Source organism: Psychrobacter sp. 1176_08, assembly GCF_052850615.1.
The window spans coordinates 201,012-227,316 of sequence record NZ_VXCU01000004.1; the positions used below are offsets into that span (position 1 = coordinate 201,012).

Consider the following 26,305-nt stretch of genomic DNA (forward strand, 5'->3'; position numbering starts at 1 on the left):
TTAAAAACCTTTCCAATCATTGAGTACGATACCAAAGCCAATAGACGTATTCTCATGATTGTAATCTATGAGAGATTCGCCATAACCTTGAAATACCTGAACAAAACCATTGACGTTTTTGGTCAACGGGTATACATAATCAATTTGTGCTGCGCCTTTACTGGTACTTGGGTTGTAACGTAAAGTACCACTAATGCTCTGCTGATTCGCTAAATCATATAAGAATTTGACATCGCCATAACCCATGAAATCTTCGATATCTGGGTTGTCATCTTCATTGGCTCTCTCATTACTTATTCGAGTCCATAGACGCGGTATCACTGAGAGTTTGCCCCACTCAGCACCTGCCATCAGATAGGCACGGTTCCATGAGCGTGATAATGGATCGTCTTGACCATTAGAATGGTGAACTGCCCCCGCTCCTAACATGCGTAAGCGCCCACCGAATGGCAAGTCTGCCGTCACTGGCTGTGTCAAAAACACTTCAGGCTGATAGTCCGTGGCACGGAAAGGTCGAGAATTGTCCTCATTATAGACTTGCCAATGCGACTCTTGCGTATAACCAAACCATAAATCCGCGTTGGTATCGAATAAATCTTCAGCAACTTTACTCTTCAAAGACAACTGAAATTTTAGCTCCGTATTGCGTACATCGTTAGAGGTATAAGGCTCTTCAGGCTGTGATGGCGTACTAGGTCCTAAGTTCGGATCAAAGGTGTAAAACAGTGGTAATATATAGGTCGGGCGGTATGGTCGAACTGTCCAAGTGCCGCGCTCACTATTTTTATCAAGATCATAGGACAGGCTAAGCGGTGTATATTTTTCTATATCCGTCTGGCTTACGCCCACACCTTCTAATACTTCTGCTTCTCTTTGCGTCAATCCAACCGTATCTAGACCGTCAGTAGCCGACCCATTGGCAACCACATCAGAAGCGTCATTATTTGCGCTAGTGATTGTCGTATTTTCTTCACTAAAAACGAATTGCGGATTGCCTGAAATCGTCGTTTTAAAGGTTTTTGCCAAATCGACTGCTTGTTTGTTATTGACATAGCTTGGCGTGGCGCCTTCTGCCGCTACTTTGTCAAAGCAAGCCAGACGCGCAGCACTGGTCTGAACTTGAGTACAATCAAAAAACAACTTAGCTTGCTGATCAACAAGCATTTGGCGATTTTGAGTGGTCGTTACGGGCTTAGCAGTCATTGATGGCTGCACAGCACCTTGTGCCAAGCTATCATTATCATATTTAGGTGCCGTTTCTGGTATCGGTAACTCATTATAAGTTTGAGCCGCTTGTGCTTGTACGGCAAAACAACTGAGCGCTATCCCAACGGCGATGCTCAAATGATGTTTATTCATCTGAGGTGAGCTATTTGTGCGTGTTTTGATAATATCCATAGACGGACGCTGCGGAATAATATGGGAAAACATAAGTGTCCTTTATCTAACTGGCCGTATCGCCAGCAGAGTATATAAGATAATGAATATGGCCATCGATAGCATTGCTAGAGCTAAAAATCAATGATATATGGACATCAAAGGTGGTCATTACAATGTGTAATGCTCCTTCAGTATTGTTGCTTTATTGTAGTGAAAAGATAGACACTATACTAGCATTATTGCTACATAATATAGAGGTAAATAGATAAAATGACTTCTAAACCATATGTTTGAAAATAAATTTTTAGGTAAAATAAAAAAAGCCAGCACACGGTCTTGATGGTGTATTGGCTCTCTTATATTCTTTAGATTTATATACAGCTTAACGAGTCTTGTTAAGTATTAGTTCAGGCTCGTCAGCGTTTGCTCAAAATCAGCACGAGCAATCTCACCTACTTGCTGCTGAACAAACTGACCATCTCGGTAATATAATAAGGCAGGTGGCCCAAACAGCTTATAACGAGCAAGCACCGCTTTAGAATCTTCAGTCGTTTCTGTGATATCAAGTTTGACCAATTGCCAATCTTGCATTTGTGCTGGACGATTGTGAAATAAATTCTTATCCATAATTCGACATTCAACGCACCAGTCTGCTGTCAAATCAACGATTACTTTGGGATTTTCGGCGATGATCGAATCAAGCTCGGCAAGCGTGGTAATGTTTTTGTCCGCAGCGCCATTGCTGATTGAGGGCTGACCACTTGTCGATTGCATCATCGGTGCTGCACTTAATGAGGCCAAAGGATGTAAGCTATCATCATTCCCCAATGCCGCGCCCACTATCAAACAAACCGCCCAAATACCGACAACCAAGCCCAGCGCTTGAGTAAGCAGACGACCTTTACCCAACCAACTCCACGCCCATGTCGCAACGACCATAAACCATAATGCCCACACCATCAGCATGACAGGCGAAATAAAGACCCGTTCAATCAGTAATAGTGCAACGGCAAAGAGTAATAGAGCAAAACCGATCTTGACCCAATTCATCCACTCGCCAGCTTTTGGCATGATCTTGCCTTGGGTCGCGCCAATTAAGATAAGCGGTGCTGATAAGCCAAAACCAAGCATGAATAAAGCCGCAAAACCAAGCAAGGGATTACCAATCGTAGACACCGCCAAAAGCGCGCCAAACAGCGGTGCGGACACACAAGGTGAAACCACCAAGGCTGATAAGAATCCAGCGAGTAAACTGCCGCCTGCACTACCAAGCTTACTATCGCCCGCTTGACTCAAGCCTTGCATCTTATTACTAAGAGCACGTGGTAAGCGAATGCTAAATACGCCCAGCATATACAAGGCCAATAGAACAAAGATAATGGCAAAGCTAATAAGAATAACAGGGTTTTGTAACCAACCAATAATTCCCAATGACTCACCAAACACGGCAATAAGCGCACCCAAAATACCGTAAGCAATAGCCACCCCGATGGCGTAGCTGGTGGTTAAAATAACACCGCGTTTTACCGTTGGGTTTTCTTCACGGGCAACAATATTGGCAACGATAGGCAGCATTGGTAGCACGCATGGCGTCAAAGCCAAACCCAGACCTGCTAAAAACAGTAATACCAATGCTAACCAAGGATGAGACGCTAAACCAAAAGGATCGCCATCAACAGCGTTTTGAGAAGCAAGGGTTGCATTGTTTGTCACAGCGTTGTTTGTCGTACTGCTACTGGTTACCTCACTATCAGCACCAGAGATCGTACTGGTTGCTGCAAGCTCGCCCTCTAACGCCACGTCATCCATTAACGCATAATCAATAACGTCGTCATCTGCCACACTACCTACTTCAGCGTTGTCTGCTTCAGAATTTAGACTACTGGCATCGGCCAAATTGGGCGTTGCAGTATCTGTTGCTGCATTGTCCGCACCAATTTCGCCAGTCGCAGCAATATTGACCGTGGTTTTGATTTTTTCTGGTGGATAACAAAGCCCCGCTTTGGCACAGCCCTGCCACCCAATCACCACGGCCGCATTGTTTAAGCTTTTGCCACTATTATTGGTCAAAAGCGTGGTGGCAACCATGTTGGCTTGGTCAAATACTGGCACTTGGCCAAAGGTTGGATCATCAATTGAAATGGGAGACTGACTAAAACTAAAAGGCGCTGCGGTCACACCGGCAGGCAAAGTCAGCTTAATTTGGTCTTTATAAACGTAATGACCTGGGGTAATATCAAAGTTGATGGCCAAGCGCGTACCAGACTTAACAGCGTTACTACTGCTACTGACCTGAAACGCTTGCGCTACTGGTAAAAACTCTGACTTCGCGCCACTTTGATCTTTGCCAAATAGATCGCCTAATCCCGCTGCTTGCGTCATGGTCGATGTCGCAGTCAATCCTGTAGCGAGAAACGCAGTTGGTAACAGCCCAGTAAGCAGTGAGCTACTGCTTAAAGCAAATGCCAGTAGATAAGATTTTTTTGAGGGACGATTTGCCGTTAGCGATGCGGTTTTTTCTTTTAATTTGGTAGACATGGCAGGCTCCCTTTTTGTTGCTAACATGCGATTTCCTACTAATATTTGAACCGAATTACACAATGTTTATTTGCGTGTCACAGCAATATTGACTGTGGTTTTGATTTTTTCTGGTGGATAGCACAATCCTGCTTTAGCGCAGCCTTGCCAACCAATCATAACGGGTACATTTTTCGCAGCTTTACCGTTATTGGTGGTTAGTATGGTAGTCGCTACCATGTTTTTTTGCGTAAATACGGGCACTTTACCAAACGTAGGATCATCAATAGAAACAGGCGATTGGCTAAAAGTAAAAGGCGCTGCACTCACTCCTTTAGGGAATTTTAAAGTCAGCTGATTTTTATACACATAATGACCAGGCGTGATATCAAAATTAATGGATAATTGCGTACCTTTAGAAGTCGCTTTGGTCATGGTACTTACTTGAAACGCTTGTTCTACTGGCAAAAACTTGGACTGCGCCGCATTGTTGTTACCAAACAGCTCATTTAACCCTGCTGCCTGAGTATTGATAGATACCATCGATAAGGCCGTTATTAACGCGGCACTCACAATGGCAAACGTACCAGACTGTTTAGAATGACATTTGCCTGTAGGAATTGGTTTCGCTGTGGGCATTTTAATTAACATGAGTAACTACCTTAATGTCTACTTACAATGACGGTTGGTTAAGGCCTAACTACTCTGGCAATAGCGAGGTAGTTGGCATCAACGCCTAAAAGCTGATAGGAATGGGACTGTCTTAATACGCAAGAATATATGAAATGGCGCTTATTTTATCTACCGATAAAAACATCAACCAATAACCTATGATTGGTTGATGTATAGCGATTGTCAGAAATGACTGAGTCAGCAAACAAGCCACATATCAGAAAGCCTTTGCTGCAAACCTTTTTAGCATTGACGAATCTAAAACTTATAATGTGGCATAAATATCAGCATCTTGACCTTCGCCGCCCTGCTGACCATCTGCCCCCAATGAAAATAAATCGTAAGGTCGACCTTCACCGCCTGGTGCTACATATTGCAGTTCGTTTTCCCAGCCATCGGTTGGATAACCGCCTTTGATATAGCCACCATCCGGATAGTTTTTGGCCTCGGCGGGTGGCGTAGTCAGCGCTTCAAGCCCTTGTGCCGTGGTAGGATAACGTGAATTATCTACCTTATACATATCGAGCGCATTTGAGACAGTAGCCAGCGCAGTCTCAGTCGTTTTAACGCGCGCTTTATCACTCTGCCCAACTACCTTTGGTACCACTAAGCCCGCAAGAATGGCCAAAATAACAATGACCACCATAATCTCAATAAGGGTAAACCCTGACTGATTGGATCGGCTTACTAAACGGCGTTGCTTAAAAACGGTTTTATTATCGCTCACATCGTTTACCTGAATTTTGGCAGTATTAACGGTGTGCTTTGGCATCGTATTTACATGGTTTGTGTCAGTCATAACTTTTGTCATCACGGTTGTATACATAGTAAAAGTAGCGTCCAAGTCGCACTCATTAGCATCATCATAATGAGCATTGAAACAATTATCACTATAAACCATGATTTTGGTTTTATCCAGCGCTGCCAGTGGATTGTTACTGGCGTCTACTATGAACAATCGTCACAATAAAACACGCTCACTAAAAGCAAGTTTGCGTTCGCGTTTACTATAGCTTTATGGCGGTAGTTAAAGTAGCAAAAAAGTGTGTGAATCAAAAATATACTACAGTAAGCAAATCTTAAGAAAGCTAACACAAGATTTAGCAAGATAGAGGTAATGAAAGATAGGTAGAAAATCAGATAAGCAATGAATCTATTTTTTAATAAAGGCAGAGCGGCAATAAATCAGATATGGTGCTGGCCATTTGCTAACCTGCCAGATCGTTCATATTGACGATTGGTAGCATGACCGCCATCACAATAATCATTACCACAACCCCCATCAGTACCAGCATTAAAGGCTCAAGTAATGACAGTAGCGTGCTGATAAAGTTAGTGGCTTCTGCTTCTTGCATGTTGGCTGCGCGACTGAGCATGTTTTCAAGCTCGCCTGAGTTTTCACCGCTTTTGATCATTTGTACCATCATTGGTGGAAAATATGGTGATTTTTCAAGTTGACTCGATAGGCTTGAGCCTTCAGTCACTCGATCAGCGGCCACAATAATGGTCTGCTTGATATGCAAATTGGTCGTTACGGCGGCGCCTATGTGTAGAGCTTCAATCAGTGGCACACCTGAACGTACCAATATGGCAAGTGTACTGGCGAAGCGTGCGGCATTGAGCCCTTTAGACAATCGTGCCAATATGGGTAATCTCAGCACAACGCTATCGATGGTCAATTTGCCTGCATTGGTCTGAGCAAACCGATAAAATAAAAACGCCATACTTCCCAATACCAAGAGCATCAACCACCACCACTGGGTGATAATGTTTGAAAGCGTCAAAACCACCTGAGTAATCAGTGGCAGCGCTTGCTCAGACTGCTCAAACACTTTGACAATTTTGGGCACCACAAAGCTCATCAAACCCATAATCACCCCAACGGCCATCACCATCAGTACAATGGGATAAACCATCGCGCCTTGAATCTTTTTTTGCAAGGCAAAGCGGTTTTCGGTGTAATCTGCCAACTGATTGAGAATTAAATACAAATGTCCTGATTTTTCGCCAGCAGCAATAGTGGCAATGTACAGAGGTGGAAAGCTCGCCGCTTGCTGTAGCGCCCGTGCTAGGCTAAGACCTTCTAACACATGGGAGCGCACGGCAAGCATTAACGATTTGATATGGGTTTTTGGAGACTGTTTGGCGACCGCTGCCAAGGTTTCTTCAAGCGGAATACCAGCTGCCAATAAGACAGACAATTGGCGTGTGAGTAACGCCAACTCATAAGCAGAGGGTTTTTTGTAGCGGCTTTTATGTTGGCTTTGTCGATCATTAACTGCGCTAATTTCAACAGGCGTCCACTGCTTGTCACGCAACTGCTGACGCACTTGCCGCGCAGAGTCGCCCTCGAGCAAGCCTTTTTGGACACCGCCGCGATCGTCAAGCGCTTTAAAATGATAAGCGGGCATAGCAGCAGATATCCTAAGGTCAACAAACAAAGGTACAGGTTTAAGCGCCTGCTTTAAGAGAGTCTTTACCTAGCGTATGGCATGTTCAAAAAAGTGGGGTAGAATCATTACTGTCTGGCATTAACCCTTGTAATAACAAGACGTCTAAATGCTGTTGTTGCAACTTCTTATCAAAATCATTGACTTCTGCAATCAGCATTCTCTCGATACGCTTATCACTGGCAAACACACTCAAACGTGCACAGATAACCGCCAGTTGATAAATGCGTTTTTTGCAATAACCATCCAACCCCTGTAGCAGTCTCACCATATGCGGGGTTTCCAGACTGGCATAGTCATAATCTGCTATCACTTGCTGACCAAGCGCTGAGACACCATAATTGATCGACAGATGGGCGCAAAAATAGCAACTGAATAAATACCCAACCACATGCCCTATATAGTAGCCGCGATCATAGGTAAAACTGCTCACACCAAAATGACCGAGTACGTAGCTATTTAAACTGCCTTGATCTCGAATCGGTTTGCCATGTTTGAGCTTACCAACAGTGGCAAAACTCAAGGGATTGTGTCCATCTTGAGTAGTGAGTTGCCACCCTGCTGGCTGCTGCGCTGGCATATGGCGCACAATGTCAGCGATGATGTCATCAACCACGTGCAGTTGCTGCCACAAACGATCCAATCCATCCGTATCCATCAGACCACGCTTATCAAGTTGCTGGGCGAGTAGATATTGATGATACTCTGCAAATTGCGATTTGAGTGTTTGGACCAAATAAGTGGGACGTATTGCAGCTGATGCGAGGTACAGTAACCGTGTACGCTCATGTTGAGTGTGATAAAGCGCCACTCGTTGCTCAGCAATACTACTTTCAGTCAGCGCAGTAGATGACTCTGCACTTTCTCGAACTTTGGTATTTTCAGCAGTGGTTTGCCCAGCAATAGATTCTTCCGTATCTGGTAATATAAATAGTGCCAGTAACGCCGCTTTATCGAGTGTTTCAGTCATGTGACCCTTTGGCGAAGGCTCTACCAAATCTTGATTGTCCTTATTTTCTATCTCAGTATGATTGTCACTCGTCTTGCTTGGTTCTTTGGCAGACGCAGCATTGCCCTGTTGGTTATTCGGGTGTGCGTTTGGCTTTGCGGTCGGTTCAGTCATAACGTACCATCAGCAGCAAAAATAAACATCGTCTAGATCATGCTATCAGACAGCGCTATCAATAATATGGCGCGCTCACAAACATTTTTGTCTAGATGACTCATCCCTCCATAGTACCTGAACGCACACACATTGTCAGCTGTGCATCATCAAAATACCATGTGTCAGAATCAGATTGCTAACCTTATCAAAAAGTCATGCGTATATGCAAAAACAGGCATTAAGGGCGCAGTAACTGCCTTAATGCCTGTCTATAGTGGAAGATATTTGATTGTGCTTAGCTAAGCGATGTTTTGTTGACGATATTGCTGACGGTACGCTTTTGGCGATACGCCATAAACACGCTTAAATGCTTGGCTGAATGTAGAGTCAGAAGCGTACCCGACCAGCTCACTGATACGACTGATACTGTTTTGTTGCAAGCGCAGATACCGCGCTGCCAGCCGTAAACGGTAATCGATAAGATACGTCAGCGGTGGCACACCAACCGTATCTTTAAAACGTTGCGCGAAGCTTGAGCGCGACATGCCTGCCGTTTCAGCAAGTCTATGGATGGTCCAGTTTTGGCTCGGTGCTTCATGCATCGCTGCCAGTGCTTTGGTCAAAAAAGGATCCTTCATGGCTTTTAACCAATTCTCTGTCGCCTCTGGCAATTTTTCAATATACACACGCAAACACTCAATCATCATAATACTTGCCCAATGATTGATAATGGCTGTTTTGCCCATGCGCTCGCTCTCTGCCTCCAACGTCAGAAGCTTGATTTCAACATCAATGACTTCAAACCTGCCTGATTTATCATTAATCTCAGGCAAAATAGGCGGCAACATAGACAATAAAGGACGAATCATCTCTTTATCATATTTGCATTCTATCAATATCAAAGACGAATTGGGCTCACCATTGCCATCGATTTCAAGTGTGTGCTCTTTACAATGAGTCAGCATCTCATCTAGCGGTTTAGCATCACTGCCATTGTGATTGAGTGCGTAACTGACATGCTGATAGGCGTTGGGAATCATGATAATATCGCCAGCATGTGCCTGCCTTAGGCCATTACCAACATCAATACAAAAGCTTCCAGACATGACTAGGTAAAATAAAAGGGTATCCTTTCTGGTAATAGAATAAGACCAATTTCCATTACCATTCAAACGATAATACTTGGTTTCAAACAAATGCACGTTTTGCAACAATACACTTAATGCGTCCATCAATCACTTCCTTAGTTGTATAAGGTCAGTAGTAGCTTGTAAAAAAACAAGCAAACACCTACCTACTAATTGCTACCGCCCTAAACTCGCTCAATGTTCAATATATGATGTTTCATTATATTTTTGCACCAGTTCGATAAGACTCGTATGGTAGCGGTTGAATCTTATATCAATTAACAAAGTATGGGTATTCAATTGAGTTACCGTTCTATTCTAATACAACACTTGACCGTTTGTTGCTTTGTGTGAAAGTGATTGTCAAATAATGAGAAAAAAATGCAGCAACACTCGTTATGAACCTATGATAAAAGCGAATCATAAGGAGATTAGTAAATTGAAAATAAGCAAATACTTATTATATTCATAAATACGAATATATTGAATTTAATGTAAAACCAATCAGACACGCGAAAATGCCAAAAATGGCAAAGGCTGATAACAATAGCACATTATGTAATAAGATAGAAATAAAGGGGAGTTTTTGCAGAATAAAAATGGGGCGACTGATGGGACTCGAACCCACGACAACCGAGATCACAACCCGGGGCTCTACCAACTGAGCTACAACCGCCATAACTGTTGCCAAGGACTGGCAAAATATGCAGGCTAAATGGTGCGCCTGGCAGGGCTCGAACCTGCGACCACCTACTTAGAAGGCAGGTGCTCTATCCAACTGAGCTACAGGCGCTCTTAGGGGCTTTTTATATATTACATCAGTTTAAGGAATACTCTAAACTAAATCATTATACATAAAAAAAAGCCTGTAAGGCTCTTAAAATAGATGGTCGGAGTGATAGGATTCGAACCTACGACCCTCTGGTCCCAAACCAGATGCGCTACCAAACTGCGCCACACTCCGAAATTCTCTATTATCACGATAGTTTGTTGACTAACTGGTTATTGGCAATGCCGCTAACTTGTTAATGTTCCTCGCTATCGAGGTGCACATATTAAGGGGTAAAGCCGATTGTGTCAACACCTATTTTTAATTAATTTAAAATAATTCGCAATTATTTGAAAAATACGCATCATTTATCAAAATACGTGAAACCAAAAAACCTTACCAGCCATGATATGCCATCGCCCGTAGCGTGATTATACTACATCTAATGCGGGAAGCAAGTCGCTGTTTATGGACCCTGTTAGGACATTGAAAGGCATAAGCCATAACTGAGCAATACAGGGTTCATTATCGGCGCTTTCGTTCTCATACCGTACTTGTTTGAGTGCAATGGGGTGCCGCTCATCATCTTGAACAGGATAAACCAGCCACACTTGCTGTGCTTGATACGCCTGCGCATAACTTGTCAATTGATAAGCATCACTTGCGCTAATCGCAGCTGCATGGGATAGCGGTTTCCATTTAATATCGATGACATGACTATAACGCCCTAACGCTTTCGCATCAGGTACATCGTTTGTATGGTTCTGACTGTGGTGATGCTCATGGCTAGTGGCTGCCTTATACATCAGTAAATCCGGACGAATAGACAAACATGCCTGCCCTTCTTCGTCACTGAGCCAAACCCGCTGCGTTTGGTACAACGGTCGATATTGGCTACTTACCTGCATAAATGTCGATGCAATGCGCTGACTTGCCCATTGTTCAAACGCTTGATTCATATCAAGCAACAGGCACAAGCGCGGTTGAGACAGATTATTCTTAGAGGTTTTTTTTGGGTCAATACCATTGCCTGTGACCATATCTGACTGCTGCAACAACCAATATGCCAAGTCTAATAATTGCTGCGCCGCTTGTAATTGCTTCGCTTGTAGTGGCTGTATCTCGATCTGCCGCTTTGCGCGCTGGTAAATCGATGTTAGCTGCTGCCTTTCATGCTGGGTCAGCATAGGCACTTTTTGCCACGCTTGTAGGCATTTGAGTGACATAGATTTAGAAAATATAGGTACCAATAAAACCAAGGCGCTTTTAATCAAGCGATTGCCTAGCATGTCTTGATTTAACACGCTGCTCTCACACATAAATTTATGTGGCTGCATACTATTATGGCGCAGCTGCTCCTTGATGAGCAAACGGCCTTGTAATGAAGCTTGATTATGCGTCTGTGATTGATAATGTTTGATGGGTTGATAATGCACCAATCGCTGCAAGAACTGCTCAATCAGCCAATTAGGCAGTGGCAATGTCGTTATGGGCAAAGCCATCAAATGATGACTCAGTTGACCCAGATTTTTTGTATTGGGTAACTTAGAGTAAGGATGATCGCTACTATGAGTCAGATCAGACAACATATTTTGTACCCATTGACGGGTTTTTCCTATCTGGGTTTGATGCGAGGCGGTATGACCAGGTTGTGGCTGCCTACGAGGATTTTCATTATCAGCCGCCAGCTTTGGCAATATCTCAAGCATCATGCCACTCGGTAATAAGACGATACCAATATAATGCCCAACCTTTAACTGCCACGCCCCTTGCTTACGCTTGATAGTAAATACTGCAAACTCTTGTGCCATCAGCCAATAAAAATCAGCGCTGTGTATAAAGTCCTGTGCTGTCAGGCGTTGATGCTCAAACACCGTAATAACATGATTGCCATGGCTGTTAATAGTAAGCCCGTCGATATAGGTACGATTCGCTTGCCTCAACGTAGGATTCTGATAGGACTTTTGGCTATTTATCACTGCGGCACACCCTTAGTCATACAAACGCTGATAGACAAAAGGCTTGGCAAATTCGCCTGTCTTGGTGATGAGATCCGTATTGATTCTATAATTACCTGTAGTCATCGACTGCGTCATAAAAGCGTTTTGTCCTGAAAACATCGGATGCTGGGCAGCGTTATTATTTTGGCTATCCATATGATGACTTGCACCATGGTCTATCAGCGCTTGATGGTCTTGAATAAACTGCGCACTCAGCGACTGCGGCTCATCTTTAAAAATATATTGTAAAACGACAACTTGTCCACCTGCCGCTTGGGCCAATTGTGGAATAATTTGTTCACTCAGCGCTACTTGTAGTTGTTCAAGGGTACTCACTGACCATAAAAAAGCATGTCCGAGCTGCGCCTCTGACCCTAACATTTGCGTAATACGAGTGTTTAAACCCATCAATAATTTGGACAAATCAATGGTTTCTACAGCATCATCAGTTTGTGCCTTTGTGCTAAGACTGATGATAGGCAACAATTCAGGCTGCGGTGGACAATCTACAAAACGAAAACGACGACGCAGCGCCATATCAAGTGGTGCCAACGAATGGTCTTGCGTATTCATCGTGGCATAAATATCGACGTTAGCGGGTAAGCTAAAGGAGCGTCCAGAATAGGCGAGATTGACCGTCATGGCATTTTGCATACCGGCCCGTTTATCTGGCTCAATCAGACTAAGTAACTCCCCAAACACTCGTGAGACATTGGCACGATTGATCTCATCAATCAGCACCGCATAACGCTGCTCAGGGTCGTTAGCCGCGCGCTGACAGAGCTTTAAAAATGCGCCTTCTTGGATAGCATAACTCATTTGGGCAGGCATATTATTGGCCTGTATATGACTGTCTTTATGGGAATGAGAGGTTGTCATAACGGGGCGAATCCCTTCCACGAACTCTTCATAACCATAGGCTTGATGAAAGCTAATCATACTAAACCGCTGCTGACTAAAGTGCTGACCTTGACTTTTATGACAGTCACGCTGCGCCTGTTGAAATTCGGCTAACTGCTGCGACAAATCCTCTAATAGCGTGAGGCTGTCAGGCAACAAATACCACGCGCCGCTATGATCTTTATCAAAGTAAGCTTGGCTGGCTCGATTTTTAGAAACGACTGTTTTTGAATCGGTAGGACTGTGTGTTTGTAGTACCGTCCATGCCGTGTTTCTCAAGTGATTGTCACGAGCATTTAGTGAGGCTTTTGCAATATAAAACTCATGATTGACAAGCTCAGGCACTTTTACCAAGTCTTGCTTTTTGGATTGAAACTCCAAAAATATCAAACATACTACTTCGCGCCAGCTCAATTCTTGTAAGAGCTGTACCAGCAAATCCTCATGATTGGTTTTAGGCAGGTAATCAGTATATTCTTTAGCGATTTGTAGCAGTCGGTAGGTTTTACCCGTACCAGCGACGCCTGTATAAATGATATTGATGGGCTTATGATGAAACATATCAGGCATGGCATTATCCAGCAGTCAACAATCGCGTGAGAAACAAATACAGCACGCTAAAATCTCACTATTATAGCGCGGCTCGCTATCTAGCATCTAGTAGTGCCGATACGTGAGCGACTGGTGTGACTGAGCCATTTTTTGTACTTACTTGGCTTAATTGTATGTTATGTATTTGTCTAGAGAGTATGGCTCAGCCATCGCATTGCATGACTACAGTTTTATGAGCGCAGCAGTTCAAGGTAATAATGGTCGAGATACCTGCGTTAATGTAACATAGTCCAAATAGCTGTTAGGATAAAGCTTGTAAGGTTACGCTTTTTAATCGTTTTGAGTACAACTTTTCATGAGCGCCGCTTACCTGAACGATAGCCGATTGACTTTAAAAAAGAGACGGTGCGATTGGGATAAATTTTGCGTAGTTTCTGTATTAGCAGCACGAAAAAACAAATCCTAGTCGCACGCAGCGCTCTTTTATATTGAGCTGACTATACCCTGTCAATAACACGTTAAAACCACTTCACCTTAAGGAATTTTGTATGTCAGGACTATTAAAAAAACTGCCTATCAAACTGGCAAAAAAATCGTCAACCAAAGTTTCTGACAATGCAGGACTGCCAGTCGAACAACCAAACAGTACGCTTAAGCCAATCAGTAACCAATTCACCAAGCTCTTATCTGTCACCAAATATTTGCCTAACAGCGCGCGTTCTAGCATCTTGTCTAAAGCCTTTGGTAAAGTAGTGCCCTACGTAGGAACGACGGGGGTTTATTACGAAATCGTCGAGCCCAATCGCGTCGTGGTCAGCTTAAACAATACCAAAACGGTTCAAAACCATATCGGCTCTATTCATGCCGTGGCCATCACGTTACTAGCAGAGACCGCCACAGGTTTTATTCTGGGTTTAAATCTGCCGTCCGATCGCGTGCTACTGATTAAGTCGTATTCGGTCAATTTTTATCGTCCAATCAAAAAAGGACAAATAGCCGCCATCGCCAGTTTATCGGATGAGCAGCGTCTAGATATTTTAAACACTCCAAAGGGTGAGATGGTGATTCCTTGCGTGATTCATGACCGTGAGTCTGATAGCGAGCGCGACCCTATTGTGGTTGAGATGACGTGGGCATGGATACCCAAAGCGGAATTAGAAGCGCGTCGCCAAGGCAAAAACAATGAACCGTCTTAAAAACTGTTACTGATTTTAAAAGTGATTCAATCATTCGACCAAACCTGCTGCTCATAAGTAGCAGGCTTTCGCTTCATACCTACAAAGACCATGCGTCAATATTTCGATAGCGTGTACTTGGTGTATCGATAATCAAAAATAATAATAATGAAGGAGACAGTGATGTCCAAAAAAGCTCAAGTATTGTTTAAAACATTATCTCAGACGGTGCTCGTTACTGCCTGCGCCTTAGGATTTACGATGGCGACCCATGCAGCGCCAGTAGGAACAACCACCGCCACTACCACAAAATCTGGCCCTGTATTTCTTGGCGAAGGTAGCGATTATCCTTTTTCAGAAGCGGTACGTGTCGGCAATACCTTATACTTATCTGGTCAGATTGGTATGAGAGAAGGTAGGCTGGTCAAAGGCGGTATCAAACCTGAAACCAAACAAACCTTAGACAATATCAATGCCACTTTATTAACATACGGCTATCAAAAATCAGATATCGTCAAGTGTGTGGCAATGCTTGTTGACATGGATGATTTTGACGACTTCAACGACGTTTATAGAGCTGAGATGACCAGACCTTATCCCATACGTTCTGCTTTTGGCGTATCAGAATTAACAGCTGGTGCTAGTGTCGAGATTGAGTGTATGGCAGTAAAATAATATCGCCATAGAAAAGCACGATTAGCTAATAATCGCCTCGTCAGTGAGCGCGCTTTCTTTGGTCACTCGCAGTACCTCTTCTAACGTGGTACGCCCGTCTATGACCTTGCGCAGACCATCGGCACGAATCGATGGCGTCTGCAAACGCGCGTACTCTTCTAGCTCGTACTCAGCGGTATTACTATGAATCATGCGGCGTAACGTGTCATCAATGGGCACGACTTCATATATCGCCGTACGCCCTTTAAAACCTGATTGATTACATTTATCACAGCCAATCGGTTTTGGCAATTGGATAGCGCTATCGACTCCCTTCTCAATCTCCACACCAATCTCAGTAAACAACTTGGCTTGCTCCGTGTCGGCTGCTTGCCAGCCATGACAATGCGTACAAAGCGTGCGAACCAAGCGCTGCGCTACCACGCCAATGAGCGACGACGATAATAAAAATGGCTCAACGCCCATGTCTTGCAATCGTGTGACTGCGCCAATGGCCGTATTGGTGTGCAGCGTTGATAATACCAAATGTCCTGTTAAAGACGCTTGTACGGCAATCTCTGCTGTCTCAAGGTCGCGAATCTCGCCCACCATCACTACGTCTGGATCTTGACGCAACATCGCTCGCAAACTTTTGGCAAAGGTCATATCGACTTTATTATTGACCTGCGTTTGCCCGATACCATCGAGCTGAAACTCAATGGGATCTTCAGCGGTCAAGATATTACGGGTTTGATCATTTAAGTCTGTCAATGCCGAATACAGCGTCGTGGTTTTGCCTGAGCCTGTCGGCCCTGTTACCAAAATAATGCCATGTGGCCGATGAATCAAACGTTTAAGCTCGCTATAGTCGTTATCAGACAGCCCCAAATACGTCATATTGAGACGGCCTGCTTGCTTGTCTAACAAACGCATAACAACTCGTTCACCAAAGCTTGAAGGCAATGTCGATACTCGCACATCCACCTCACGACCTGCCAATCTTAGACTAATACGCCCATCTTGCGGCACACGCTTTTCAGCGATGTCCAATCGAGCCATGACTTTAATACGTGAGACCAGTAATGGTGCCAACTGTCGTTTTGGGGTGATGATCTCCTTTAACTCCCCATCGACACGAAAACGTACCACCAATCGCTTCTCAAAGGTTTCGATGTGAATGTCCGAAGCATTCAAACGTATGGCTTCAGACAACAGCGCATTAATCAGACGAATAATAGGGGCATCGTCTTGCTGATCCATCAAGTCTTCCGTCTCAGGGACACTGTCTGCCAAACTATCAAGATCGGGATGGTCTTCAAGCCCAGCAGCGATGTGCTGTGATTCTCCCGTATTACCAGCGTAGGCGGCGTTCATGCGCCTTTCAAAGTCGTCTGCGTTGACACTTTCGTAAGTTGGTACAGCGCGCACGCCTTGCTGCTGTAAAAATCGTACTGCCTCATTGATGGCGGATAAAGGAGTGGCTTTGGTCAGTAGCAATGTCGGCGGCAGCTCAGGATCGATTGCCAGCATGACCAAAATTTGATGACGTTTTGCGAAACTGTATGGTAATTGCAGCATAAAGACGGCCTGATAAAGGAAAATGATTTCAGAAAAAATCGTGCCCAAGCATCGTATAGTCGATGTCCTCTAAAACCGATACCCTGCTACTGAGATGAATGTTGCGCAGCCTGTTTTTAGAAGCACGCACGGAACATTTATACCAGTAACACGCGACTATTCACGTATCTATTTTATTTCGACCCAACTATATAAGTAGCGCAAACGCATTGTGCTTGGCTGGCTGACCCAAAAAGAGTGTAAGTAAGATTGCATGAGTTTGTTATAATAGCATTTTGTTTCAAATGAGTATGACTTTATACAGAAGGCGTTGTAGACCCATCGTTTTCCGTTTATTTTTAGCATATTCACAAAAAAATCACCGTCAATGCCATTTGAATTTGATACAAAGAAGTGGCATGCATAGGTACAGGTAGTCCTTTTCCTAACAGTACGTTATGATTAGCCACAGCACGCATTTTTATCACATTTAGATGGCATATTGTTTGCCTTTTACCTTGCCCGCCCGCTATTAGGATTTTTCGTTATGTCAGAGAACGCTAGCATTATCCAACCGACACCTCTTTTACAAGATACTTTTACCGTAGGCAGTCGCACCTTCTCTTCTAGGCTGTTGGTAGGTACGGGCAAATATAAAGACATGACTGAAACGGGTGACGCTATTACTGCTTCAGGAGCGGAGATTGTGACAGTCGCGATTCGTCGTACCAATATTGGACAAAACAGCAATGAGCCTAATTTGCTTGACGTGATTTCGCCTGACAAATACACCATTTTACCCAACACAGCTGGCTGCTTTGATGCAGAGACAGCGATTCGTACTTGTAAGCTTGCGCGCGAGCTATTGGGTGGACACAATTTGGTCAAGCTTGAAGTGTTGGGTGATGAAAAAACCCTCTATCCCAATGTAACCGAAACCCTAAAAGCTGCCAAAGTATTGATTGATGATGGGTTTGAAGTCATGGTGTATACCTCAGATGACCCTATCGTTGCCCAAGAATTAGAGAGCATGGGCTGCGTTGCTATTATGCCGCTTGGTAGCTTGATTGGCTCAGGTTTGGGTCTGCTCAATCGTCACACGCTCAGCTTAATTATTGAAAATGCCAAAGTACCCGTATTGGTTGATGCAGGCGTGGGTACTGCGTCTGATGCAGCGCTGGCAATGGAGCTGGGTTGTGATGGCGTATTGATGAATTCGGCCATTGCCAATGCGCAAAATCCAGTGATGATGGCTCATGCTATGAAACACGCCATATGGGCAGGGCGTGCCGCCTTTTTGGCTGGTCGTATGCCTATGCGCAAGATGGCAACAGCCAGCTCACCGCAGACTGGCTACTTTTTTCAATAGATTGATACCTCTATTTTTCTAGAGAAAAGAGCAATTATAAAATAATAATAAAGAAACGGTATAAGACTTATTTATATCAATACGCTCTTTTTAATAACCATTTGAGAATTGATTAATGGAGATTTATCAATGATGACTTCTTATTCAACTTATCATCATAAAAGGATTTATTATGCGACTTCTCACCGCAGTTGATCAGTTATTTTTACTTATTGAGTCGCGTAAACAGCCCATGCATGTCGGTGGTTTATTCTTATTTGAAAAACCAGAAGCGGCGGACAGCGATTTTGTTTATCAGTTAGTCAAACAAATGCAAGAATCCGATGTACCGCCAAGCTTTCCTTTTAATCAGGTTTTAGAGCATCTGATTTTTTGGAAAAAAGACAAAAACTTTGATGTCGAGCATCATTTTCATCATGTTGCTCTGCCAAGTCCTGGTCGTATTCGCGAGCTGCTGATGTACATTTCAAGAGAGCATGGTCGTCTGCTAGATCGTGCGATGCCGCTATGGGAATGTCACATCATCGAAGGCATTCAACCAGAAAACGAGCACAGCCCTGAGCGGTTTGCATTATATTTTAAGATTCATCACTCACTGGTCGATGGCATAGCAGCCATGCGGCTGGTACAACGATCTCTCTCGCAATCGCCAGATGAGCCAGTTACGCTGCCCGTGTGGTCATTGATGACGCGCCATCGCAATCAGGTCAATGCTATGCTGCCTGCCAAGCGATCTGTACGGCGCATCATCAAAGAGCAAATCTCTACCATCAAACCTGTCTTTACCGAATTGCTCGACAATTTTAAAAATTATGGCGACGATGGTTATGTCGGCACTTTTGATGCCCCAATGAGTGTGTTGAATACGCGAATTTCAGCCTCACGGCGAATTGCTGCACAGTCTTATGACATACAGCGCTTCAACGCTATTGCTGAAAGATTAAAAATCAGTAAAAACGATGTCGTACTGGCCGTTTGTGCTGGTGCCATTCGTCAGTATTTGATAGCCATGGATTCGCTGCCAAGCAAACCTTTAATTGCCTTTGTGCCCATGTCGCTGCGTACTGACAACAGTATTGCAGGCAATCAGTTGTCGTTTGTATTGGCAAACTTAGGCACCCATTTGGATAACCCACTCCGTAGGATCGAGCTTATTCATCGCAGTATGAATAATGGCAAACGCCGGTTTCGCCGTATGAATCAGGCGCAAGTTATCAACTACAGTGTGATTGCTTATGCTTGGGAAGGGATTAACGTGGCAACGGGGCTGTTCCCTAAAAAGCAAGCCTTCAACCTTATCATCTCCAACGTTCCCGGTTCTGAAAAACCTCTGTACTGGAATGGGGCGCGCCTACAGTCCTTATACCCTGCGTCTATCGTCTTCAATGGTCAAGCAATGAACATTACCTTAGCCAGTTATTTGGATAAGATTGAGTTTTGCATTACCGCTTGCAGCAAAGCCTTGCCGCACGTACAAGATATGCTAGCGCTTATAGAAAACGAGTTGACGCTGTTAGAGACGATGAGTAAAGAGCTTGAGTTTCAAGGGATCACGGTTGAAGATAAATGCACCAGAAAAACAAAAAAGCTGGCTCCATAATGGAACCAGCTTTTTAGGGGTTGTGCTTTTACTCACATACCAGCGTTTTTAAACACTCGTACTTATAATGCATCGCCCCACGAAGGAACGACCGTCTGCATCAATGGTTTCAACAATTTGACATTACAAGCAAAGATAGAGCCTGAGGTCATAGAGTTGTGTGCGCCAGTATGATCGACCACCACACCGCGTGCTTCTGTTACGATAAGCTCGCCCGCTGCGATATCCCAAGGCTTGATAGACATCTCAAAATAACCATCGAAGCGACCAGCAGCCACATAGCACAAATCAAGCGCCGCTGAACCTAAACGACGAATTTGACCGCCCGCTTCAGAGACTTTTTGTAGGCTCTCAAAGTGCTGTTTTGCATAAGAGATTACTTCACCATTACGCTTACGTTCAAGAGGGTGACCAGTCGTAAATAAGCCACCGTCGATGGTTTTGCGTTCGCTCACACTGATGCGACGCTGGTTCAGACGAGCACCTTTACCACGGCTCGCAGAGAACATCTCATCACGAACTGGGTCATAGACAACACCATGTTGCGTGACACCTTTATGCTGTACTGCGATAGACACACAAAACTGCGGCACACCATGGACGAAGTTTTTGGTGCCATCTAATGGATCGATAATCCAGCACCAGTCCGCATCTTCGCCGCGACCTTCTTGCATACCGAACTCTTCACCCAAAAATGAATGATTTGGGTAGCTGGCTTTTAGGGTTTCAATCGTCAGCTCTTCGCTAAAACGATCAATACGCGTGACCAAACCATCCAGTCCTTTAGACTCAATATCCAATTCAATTTTATGACGGTTTTGATGCGCATATAAAATTTCTTTACCAACTTTTTCAGCAGTACGTGCTGCGATGACGACCATGGGTTCCATAAATAACCTATTTGCTTGATGAATGAATATAAAAACGATAAGACCAAATCTGTGTCCACAACATGCCAATGAGCCGTTGCATCACATCGTACCTAACACACACTGTATTCATGCGATTAAAAAAGAGCCTTTTAAAACGCTCTTCTTAAAAGAATCATCGCATTATACTAAAATTGTCCGATAAAAACGAAAAAACCACCATACGCATCAAACCAACCGATAATTCGATGGTCATCACATACTGCCCAAGTTGTAAAAAAGTCAGCACCTACGGCTAGTAGGCGTTCGCTCTATCGAGCTTTTTTCTATTAAAACCCACGCTTTTAATACGCATGGCAAATCTTAAAAACATGGTTTACGACAATAGCTGCTTGAGTTGTTTAACCACACCATCAACATCCAAACCGCAGTCAGCAAGCTGCTCTGCTGGCGAACCATGGGCAATAAAGCGATCAGGAATACCAATATTGCAAATGATTGGATGATGGCGTTTAAAAGCAGGCGACTCATTGAGCAAATACTCAATCACAGCACTACCTGCGCCGCCCATAATCACATGTTCTTCCAATGTCGCAATATGAGTCACCCCTTGCGCCAATAAGGCCTCTAGCAATGCCGAATCCAAAGGTTTTACCCATCGCATATTAACGATTTGCACCTGACAATCTGCTGATGCATCCTCGCTGATAAGGTTTTGGGCGGCTTGTTGAGCGGTTGCCACTGTCGTACCAAACGCCAATAACGCCAGTTTTTTGGGTGCAGTATCATTACCAAGAATCGACTCTACTACGGCCTCACCGATGTTGTACATTTGTGCTGGCTGAGTAATAGCGGCTCCTGTACCCGTACCGCGAGGATAACGTACCGCTGTGCAGCCTTGGTATTCATAGCAGGTGTTGAGCAAATGGTAGCATTCATTTTCATCTTTTGGCGCTGCAATCAGCATGTTAGGCACACAGCGTAAAAACGCTAAGTCAAATACCCCTGCATGGGTTGCCCCATCTTCGCCAACCAAGCCTGCACGATCGATGGCAAACATCACATCTAAATCTTGTAGTGCTACGTCATGAATCAGCTGATCATACCCGCGCTGCAAAAACGTCGAGTAAATCGCTACGATAGGCTTGACGCCTTGCGTTGCCATGCCAGCTGCCAGCGTGACGGCATGCTGCTCAGCAATCGCCACATCAAAAAAGCGCTCTGGAAAACGACGCGCAAAATCGATCATGCCAGAGCCTTCTTCCATAGCAGGCGTGATGGCTAGCAATTTGTCATCTGTAACTGCTTTATCACATAAAAACTGTCCAAATACTTGCGAGTATTTCAAAGCAGGTTTCGTTGTTACTGTTGAAGCGGCTGTTATGTCTGAAGCTTCTGTCGCCTTGTTCTGTGCATCGTTCTCAGTTTCCACAGGCAACTTACTGATCGCATGATAACCGACTGGATCCAACTCAGCAGGCGCAAACCCTTTTCCTTTAGTCGTATAGATATGGATTAAAACGGGACCTTTTAGCTGCTTGGCAATCGATAATACGCGCAGCAATTCAGGGATATCATGACCATCAAAAGGGCCGAAATACGTAAAACCAATTGCTTTGAATAAGTTGTCTTCTAGCTGCGGCACATCGCGCATCTCTTTATGACGTTTGCGACGATCGAACGTTTGCATATCAGGGCGACGACATAAAATAGGCTCGCCTGCGTCAGAGATATCTACCTGATAACCCGACTCCCAAAGCATCGCTAAGTGCCGTGAAAAACCGCCAATAGAGCACGATATCGACATATCGTTGTCATTCAAGATAACTAAAAGATCAGCGTCTTGCTGTACCGCGTCGTTCATGGCCTCAAATGCCATCCCGCCCGTCATTGCACCATCACCAATAATACAAGCAACGGTCTGCGTCAGGCCTTGATAACGCAGCGCCAGACTCATACCCAAACCCGCTGATATTGATGTCGATGAATGACCAACCCCAAAAGTATCATAAGCGGATTCTGCTCGCTCAGGAAAGGCAGTCAAGCCATCTTTTGAGCGAATAGTACCAATCTGCTCACGGCGTCCCGTTAATACTTTATGCGCATAAGCTTGATGTCCCACATCCCAAACGATCTGGTCTTTTGGTGCGTCTAATAAATAGTGCAAGGCAATGGTCAGCTCAACCACCCCTAAATTGGCACCAAAGTGCCCGCCGCTTTGTCCTGCTGAATACAACAAAAACAGACGCAGCTCATCAGCCAACGTGATCAATTGAGCCGTTGTAAAATCATTAAGATCCGAGGGTGTAGCAATACCATCAAGCAGAGGCGTTTCAGGACGCACGCGCGGAATAACAGTATAAGTTTGCTGTAAATTCGACAGCTGGGCAGCAGAATCAAACGCTGACGCAGATACGGAATGAGACTGTGGGGAAGAAGGTGACTGCTGCATAAACCGTACGATACCTACCAATCTGCTGATAAGACGCTGTCTTAGTGCATAATGCGGACTAAGCGACGTCAATAATATCTACATCATTATTGATGTAATTGACTATATAATTATTTGGACAACGTGGAACGTGCCTCTTTCAACGTGCCTACAAATACTAGGGTGCTATCTGTGCTTTTTTAACATAAATACACTGTCATAGTGGACAGTAATGAATCATAGCTATGATACTTCAACGCCGATGGTTGATATTATGCCTGAATTCATCGGCATCAATATCGGATGTAAGTGACGACATAGTAATGTAAGGACAAAGACTTGTCACTGTATCCGTCAAAATAGTATGGCATAATAGCATTTTTTTTTAATTGTCGCTTTAATCATCGTGCGTCGTTTGTGAACTTTGTGTGTTTTCATCACAAAGACAATCAGCACGCTGTCTCTACGAACAGGTTATACTATTAACCTTAATAACTATAATAATGTGTCTTTGAAATAAGATGTCTCGGATCACATGGCTATTTTAATGTGGTGATAACATACCCTTTACCGACACGATTATCGGATTATGTAGGACATTAATGTCATATCAATTTATTACTAGCGCCAAACTACCGACTCGTCATGGCGAGTTTGATATTCATATCTTTGAAAACGATGATGGTCAAGAGCATGTGATGCTGACCGTTGGCTTGTTTGCGGTCGACCAAAACCAAGATCATATCCTAGACGTGCGTCAAGATGACACACCAGTAGAGCGACCGCTTCCGTTGATTCGCATTCATTCAGAGTGCCTGACTGGGGATGCTTTTAGCTCCTTAAAATGCGACTGTGGACCACAGCTCAATACTGCCATGCAAGCAATACAAGAGACGGGCTGCGGGGCTATTCTATATTTGCGTCAAGAGGGCCGCGGTATTGGTCTGACCAATAAAATTCGTGCTTACGCCCTTCAAGATCAAGGCCATGATACGTTAGATGCCAATCTCATGTTGGGCTTGCCCGCGGATGCGCGTATCTATGATATGTGTGGACCTATGCTGGCACATGTGGGTGTAGATGCGGTCAGACTCATTACCAACAATCCAGACAAAGTGGCATATCTGACTGAACATGGTATTAATGTTGTGGAACGCGTGCCCTTATTGGTTGGGGTAAATGATATGAACGCTGATTACCTAGCAACCAAGCGCGACCGCATGGGACATTTGCTAGATAAAGACTTCAATACCGCCCTACACCTTAATAAATAGGCAGAGATGTTATGAGTATGCCAACTTTAAATAATAAGCAAAATCTGCCAGCAGCAGATGACGCGACGACACCCACCAATGATGATATCGTGCGCGTGCGTGAATTTTTAGTCGATTTGCAAGCCCGTATTTGCCAAGCGTTAGAAGCGCAAGAGCGTGCGGGCGGCGGCAATGCAACCTTTGTCCCTGATGATTGGGAGCGCCCTGAGGGAGGCGGTGGGCGATCAAGCGTATTAGCAGGTGGCAAAGTTATTGAAAAAGCGGGCGTCATGTTCAGTCATATCCATGTGCACAACTTACCTGCTTCCGCTACTGCTCGTCATCCTCATATTGCTGGTCGTAAAGCACAGGCCATGGGCGTCTCATTGGTGGTTCATCCCACCAACCCAAATGTCCCTACCAGTCATGCCAATGTACGACTGTTTGTCGCAGAAGCTGCGGGTGAAGAGCCGATATGGTGGTTTGGTGGTGGGTTTGATTTGACGCCGTTTTATCCGGTGCTCGAAGACTGCGTCCATTGGCATCAAGTCTGTCATGATCTTTGCGCGCCTTTTGGTGACAATGTCTATGCAGATTTTAAACAGTGGTGCGATGAGTATTTTCATTTGCGCCATCGCGATGAGCAGCGTGGCATCGGTGGTTTGTTCTATGATGATGTCAATACTGACAGCCGCGGCTGGGACTTTGAGACTTGCTTTAATTTTATGCAAGCCGTTGGTAATGGCTATCTTGATGGCATCCTACCGATTTTTGAGCAGCGTAAAAACACCCCTTATACCGATGAGCAGCGTGAGTTTCAGCTTTATCGTCGTGGACGTTATGTCGAATATAACCTCGTCTACGATCGTGGTACCTTATTCGGACTGCAAAGCAATGGTCGTATTGAGTCCATACTTGTCAGTATGCCGCCTCTCGCCAGCTGGCATTATCGTCTAGAACCTGCCGAGGGCACCCCTGAGTTTGAATTAACCGATTACTATCTAAAACCGCGTGATTGGTTAACACCATAGCTAGCATCGCTCTCTGAAGGGTAAAAGTTACTTTGCATAACCATCATCAACATCAGTATTTTTAAAATATATAAGGTCAGCTATTATTGCTGGCCTTTTTTATAGCGGGTCTTTGTATCATCGTTTCAATAATGATAGTCGCTTCAACAACCTCGAATATAGTCAACTTAAATTAACCCTAATGACCCTATCACTGGTGTAAATTTTACGAGGATATAACAACTATCTTAACTATTGTTGCGTCAATAATGGTTACAATGGCCTATATTTTCTCGAAAAATGATGTAGGAGTGACGGCGCTTCTAGATTAGGTTTAAATAGCATTTTTATAATAATATTTTGACATGAGGCCAGCACTTTATAGCCCGCCTATTATCAGTCATGCTTAAAGGAGTAATTTATATGACACAGGTTTATACCAACAAATCATTGAAGTCTGTTATTAGTATTACATTGATGACAGCTGCCCTAGGTCTCACCGCTTGTAGCAGCCCAACCGATACTGACGTAAAAACCCGTCAAGACAGTATGAAAAGCTGGGGTGATGCGATGGGTGTCATGGGTGATATGGTGAAAGCACCTGATACATTTGACGCTGCTGTATTCAAAGAACAAGCCGCTTTTTTGGCAGAAGATTCCTCAACACCTTGGAGTCACTTTGAAAACCAAGACGCTGCGGGTAATGCGACTGAAGCAGTCTGGTCTAATGCCGATGGCTTTAGTGCTGAATCTGACAACTTCCAAAAGGTCACGGCGGAGCTAAGTGCTGCTGCACAGACAGCGACCAGTGTTGATGATGTCGCCCCTGCTTTCGGTGAAGTGGGTGCAAGCTGTAAATCTTGTCATACAGAGTTTCGAGCCAAAGCCAACTAAATACTCCTTTACGAGCACTAA

General features: G+C 44.3%; 19 protein-coding genes and 3 tRNA genes. 7 read left to right on the forward strand and 15 right to left on the reverse strand.

Going from position 1 to position 26,305, the window contains the following annotated elements:
• The 12 genes from FW759_RS06805 to FW759_RS06860 all read right to left on the reverse strand — a co-directional run bounded on the left by FW759_RS06805 (window position 1) and on the right by FW759_RS06860 (window position 13,490).
• Complete coding sequence (locus FW759_RS06805; protein ID WP_446442527.1) at window positions 1-1,431, reverse strand: phospholipase A; 1,431 nt, start codon at window positions 1,429-1,431, stop codon at window positions 1-3.
• Window positions 1,432-1,782: 351 nt separating this feature from the next.
• Window positions 1,783-3,918, reverse strand: a complete 2,136-nt coding sequence (dsbD, locus tag FW759_RS06810) for a protein-disulfide reductase DsbD (protein WP_446442528.1) — start codon at window positions 3,916-3,918, stop codon at window positions 1,783-1,785.
• Between the two features lie 66 nt (window positions 3,919-3,984).
• Window positions 3,985-4,548 (reverse strand): protein-disulfide reductase DsbD domain-containing protein, encoded by a 564-nt coding sequence (locus FW759_RS06815; RefSeq protein ID WP_446442529.1) that lies wholly within the window; start codon window positions 4,546-4,548, stop codon window positions 3,985-3,987.
• Window positions 4,549-4,834: 286 nt separating this feature from the next.
• Window positions 4,835-5,368: a type II secretion system major pseudopilin GspG gene (gspG, locus tag FW759_RS06820; protein ID WP_406947385.1), complete on the reverse strand. Its 534-nt coding sequence runs from the start codon at window positions 5,366-5,368 to the stop codon at window positions 4,835-4,837.
• Window positions 5,369-5,777: 409 nt separating this feature from the next.
• Complete coding sequence (gene gspF, locus FW759_RS06825; protein ID WP_446442530.1) at window positions 5,778-6,980, reverse strand: type II secretion system inner membrane protein GspF; 1,203 nt, start codon at window positions 6,978-6,980, stop codon at window positions 5,778-5,780.
• An 85-nt stretch (window positions 6,981-7,065) separates the two neighbouring features.
• Entirely contained in the window at window positions 7,066-8,142 is a 1,077-nt protein-coding gene (locus tag FW759_RS06830; RefSeq protein WP_446442531.1) for a hypothetical protein, read from the reverse strand.
• Between the two features lie 281 nt (window positions 8,143-8,423).
• Entirely contained in the window at window positions 8,424-9,356 is a 933-nt protein-coding gene (locus tag FW759_RS06835) for an AraC family transcriptional regulator (RefSeq protein WP_446442532.1), read from the reverse strand.
• Between the two features lie 495 nt (window positions 9,357-9,851).
• Window positions 9,852-9,927 (reverse strand) — tRNA-His (locus tag FW759_RS06840).
• A 40-nt stretch (window positions 9,928-9,967) separates the two neighbouring features.
• Window positions 9,968-10,044: transfer RNA gene (locus tag FW759_RS06845), tRNA-Arg, on the reverse strand.
• A 94-nt stretch (window positions 10,045-10,138) separates the two neighbouring features.
• Window positions 10,139-10,215: transfer RNA gene (locus FW759_RS06850), tRNA-Pro, on the reverse strand.
• Window positions 10,216-10,451: 236 nt separating this feature from the next.
• Window positions 10,452-11,999: an McrC family protein gene (locus FW759_RS06855; protein ID WP_446442533.1), complete on the reverse strand. Its 1,548-nt coding sequence runs from the start codon at window positions 11,997-11,999 to the stop codon at window positions 10,452-10,454.
• 12 nt (window positions 12,000-12,011) lie between these two features.
• On the reverse strand, window positions 12,012-13,490 hold the full coding sequence (locus FW759_RS06860; protein WP_446442534.1) for an McrB family protein: 1,479 nt from the start codon (window positions 13,488-13,490) through the stop codon (window positions 12,012-12,014).
• Between the two features lie 530 nt (window positions 13,491-14,020).
• Here FW759_RS06860 and FW759_RS06865 point away from each other — a divergent pair.
• Together FW759_RS06865 and FW759_RS06870 are read left to right on the forward strand one after the other, a co-directional pair.
• Entirely contained in the window at window positions 14,021-14,668 is a 648-nt protein-coding gene (locus FW759_RS06865) for a DUF4442 domain-containing protein (RefSeq protein WP_062843695.1), read from the forward strand.
• 162 nt (window positions 14,669-14,830) lie between these two features.
• Complete coding sequence (locus tag FW759_RS06870; RefSeq protein WP_443527874.1) at window positions 14,831-15,322, forward strand: RidA family protein; 492 nt, start codon at window positions 14,831-14,833, stop codon at window positions 15,320-15,322.
• Between the two features lie 21 nt (window positions 15,323-15,343).
• Here FW759_RS06870 and gspE read toward each other — a convergent pair whose 3' ends face one another.
• A complete protein-coding gene (gene gspE / locus FW759_RS06875; protein ID WP_446442535.1) occupies window positions 15,344-16,879 on the reverse strand; it encodes a type II secretion system ATPase GspE in 1,536 nt (511 codons plus the stop codon).
• A gap of 526 nt (window positions 16,880-17,405) precedes the next feature.
• Here gspE and FW759_RS06880 point away from each other — a divergent pair.
• Both FW759_RS06880 and FW759_RS06885 read left to right on the forward strand, forming a co-directional pair.
• Complete coding sequence (locus tag FW759_RS06880) at window positions 17,406-18,227, forward strand: thiazole synthase (protein ID WP_446442536.1); 822 nt, start codon at window positions 17,406-17,408, stop codon at window positions 18,225-18,227.
• A gap of 172 nt (window positions 18,228-18,399) precedes the next feature.
• On the forward strand, window positions 18,400-19,827 hold the full coding sequence (locus tag FW759_RS06885) for a WS/DGAT/MGAT family O-acyltransferase (RefSeq protein ID WP_446442537.1): 1,428 nt from the start codon (window positions 18,400-18,402) through the stop codon (window positions 19,825-19,827).
• A 62-nt stretch (window positions 19,828-19,889) separates the two neighbouring features.
• Here the strand turns inward: FW759_RS06885 and FW759_RS06890 are convergent, their stop codons facing one another.
• Both FW759_RS06890 and dxs read right to left on the reverse strand, forming a co-directional pair.
• Window positions 19,890-20,717, reverse strand: a complete 828-nt coding sequence (locus tag FW759_RS06890; RefSeq protein WP_062843690.1) for an inositol monophosphatase family protein — start codon at window positions 20,715-20,717, stop codon at window positions 19,890-19,892.
• A gap of 355 nt (window positions 20,718-21,072) precedes the next feature.
• Window positions 21,073-23,148 (reverse strand): 1-deoxy-D-xylulose-5-phosphate synthase, encoded by a 2,076-nt coding sequence (dxs, locus tag FW759_RS06895; protein WP_446442538.1) that lies wholly within the window; start codon window positions 23,146-23,148, stop codon window positions 21,073-21,075.
• 581 nt (window positions 23,149-23,729) lie between these two features.
• On the opposite strand from dxs, the gene ribA reads away from it, so the two are divergent.
• From ribA to FW759_RS06910, 3 genes are all read left to right on the forward strand, one after another.
• A complete protein-coding gene (ribA, locus tag FW759_RS06900) occupies window positions 23,730-24,401 on the forward strand; it encodes a GTP cyclohydrolase II (RefSeq protein ID WP_446442539.1) in 672 nt (223 codons plus the stop codon).
• Between the two features lie 11 nt (window positions 24,402-24,412).
• A complete protein-coding gene (gene hemF / locus FW759_RS06905) occupies window positions 24,413-25,411 on the forward strand; it encodes an oxygen-dependent coproporphyrinogen oxidase (RefSeq protein ID WP_446442540.1) in 999 nt (332 codons plus the stop codon).
• A 402-nt stretch (window positions 25,412-25,813) separates the two neighbouring features.
• A complete protein-coding gene (locus FW759_RS06910; protein ID WP_131393352.1) occupies window positions 25,814-26,284 on the forward strand; it encodes a cytochrome c in 471 nt (156 codons plus the stop codon).
• The last annotated feature ends 21 nt before the right edge of the window (window positions 26,285-26,305 follow it).

What these genes read in the sequence shown, in the direction of transcription:
- gspG (WP_406947385.1), bottom strand. Translation starts at nt 5,368, where the DNA reads ATGACTGACACAAACCATGTAAATACGATGCCAAAGCACACCGTTAAT.
- FW759_RS06880 (WP_446442536.1), top strand. Translation starts at nt 17,406, where the DNA reads ATGTCAGAGAACGCTAGCATTATCCAACCGACACCTCTTTTACAAGAT.
- FW759_RS06865 (WP_062843695.1), top strand. Translation starts at nt 14,021, where the DNA reads ATGTCAGGACTATTAAAAAAACTGCCTATCAAACTGGCAAAAAAATCG.
- FW759_RS06835 (WP_446442532.1), bottom strand. Translation starts at nt 9,356, where the DNA reads ATGGACGCATTAAGTGTATTGTTGCAAAACGTGCATTTGTTTGAAACC.
- FW759_RS06860 (WP_446442534.1), bottom strand. Translation starts at nt 13,490, where the DNA reads ATGCCTGATATGTTTCATCATAAGCCCATCAATATCATTTATACAGGC.
- FW759_RS06885 (WP_446442537.1), top strand. Translation starts at nt 18,400, where the DNA reads ATGCGACTTCTCACCGCAGTTGATCAGTTATTTTTACTTATTGAGTCG.
- FW759_RS06870 (WP_443527874.1), top strand. Translation starts at nt 14,831, where the DNA reads ATGTCCAAAAAAGCTCAAGTATTGTTTAAAACATTATCTCAGACGGTG.
- FW759_RS06805 (WP_446442527.1), bottom strand. Translation starts at nt 1,431, where the DNA reads ATGTTTTCCCATATTATTCCGCAGCGTCCGTCTATGGATATTATCAAA.
- FW759_RS06815 (WP_446442529.1), bottom strand. Translation starts at nt 4,548, where the DNA reads ATGTTAATTAAAATGCCCACAGCGAAACCAATTCCTACAGGCAAATGT.
- FW759_RS06830 (WP_446442531.1), bottom strand. Translation starts at nt 8,142, where the DNA reads ATGACTGAACCGACCGCAAAGCCAAACGCACACCCGAATAACCAACAG.
- gspF (WP_446442530.1), bottom strand. Translation starts at nt 6,980, where the DNA reads ATGCCCGCTTATCATTTTAAAGCGCTTGACGATCGCGGCGGTGTCCAA.
- FW759_RS06910 (WP_131393352.1), top strand. Translation starts at nt 25,814, where the DNA reads ATGACACAGGTTTATACCAACAAATCATTGAAGTCTGTTATTAGTATT.
- gspE (WP_446442535.1), bottom strand. Translation starts at nt 16,879, where the DNA reads ATGCTGCAATTACCATACAGTTTCGCAAAACGTCATCAAATTTTGGTC.
- ribA (WP_446442539.1), top strand. Translation starts at nt 23,730, where the DNA reads ATGTCATATCAATTTATTACTAGCGCCAAACTACCGACTCGTCATGGC.
- dxs (WP_446442538.1), bottom strand. Translation starts at nt 23,148, where the DNA reads ATGCAGCAGTCACCTTCTTCCCCACAGTCTCATTCCGTATCTGCGTCA.
- dsbD (WP_446442528.1), bottom strand. Translation starts at nt 3,918, where the DNA reads ATGTCTACCAAATTAAAAGAAAAAACCGCATCGCTAACGGCAAATCGT.
- FW759_RS06890 (WP_062843690.1), bottom strand. Translation starts at nt 20,717, where the DNA reads ATGGAACCCATGGTCGTCATCGCAGCACGTACTGCTGAAAAAGTTGGT.
- hemF (WP_446442540.1), top strand. Translation starts at nt 24,413, where the DNA reads ATGAGTATGCCAACTTTAAATAATAAGCAAAATCTGCCAGCAGCAGAT.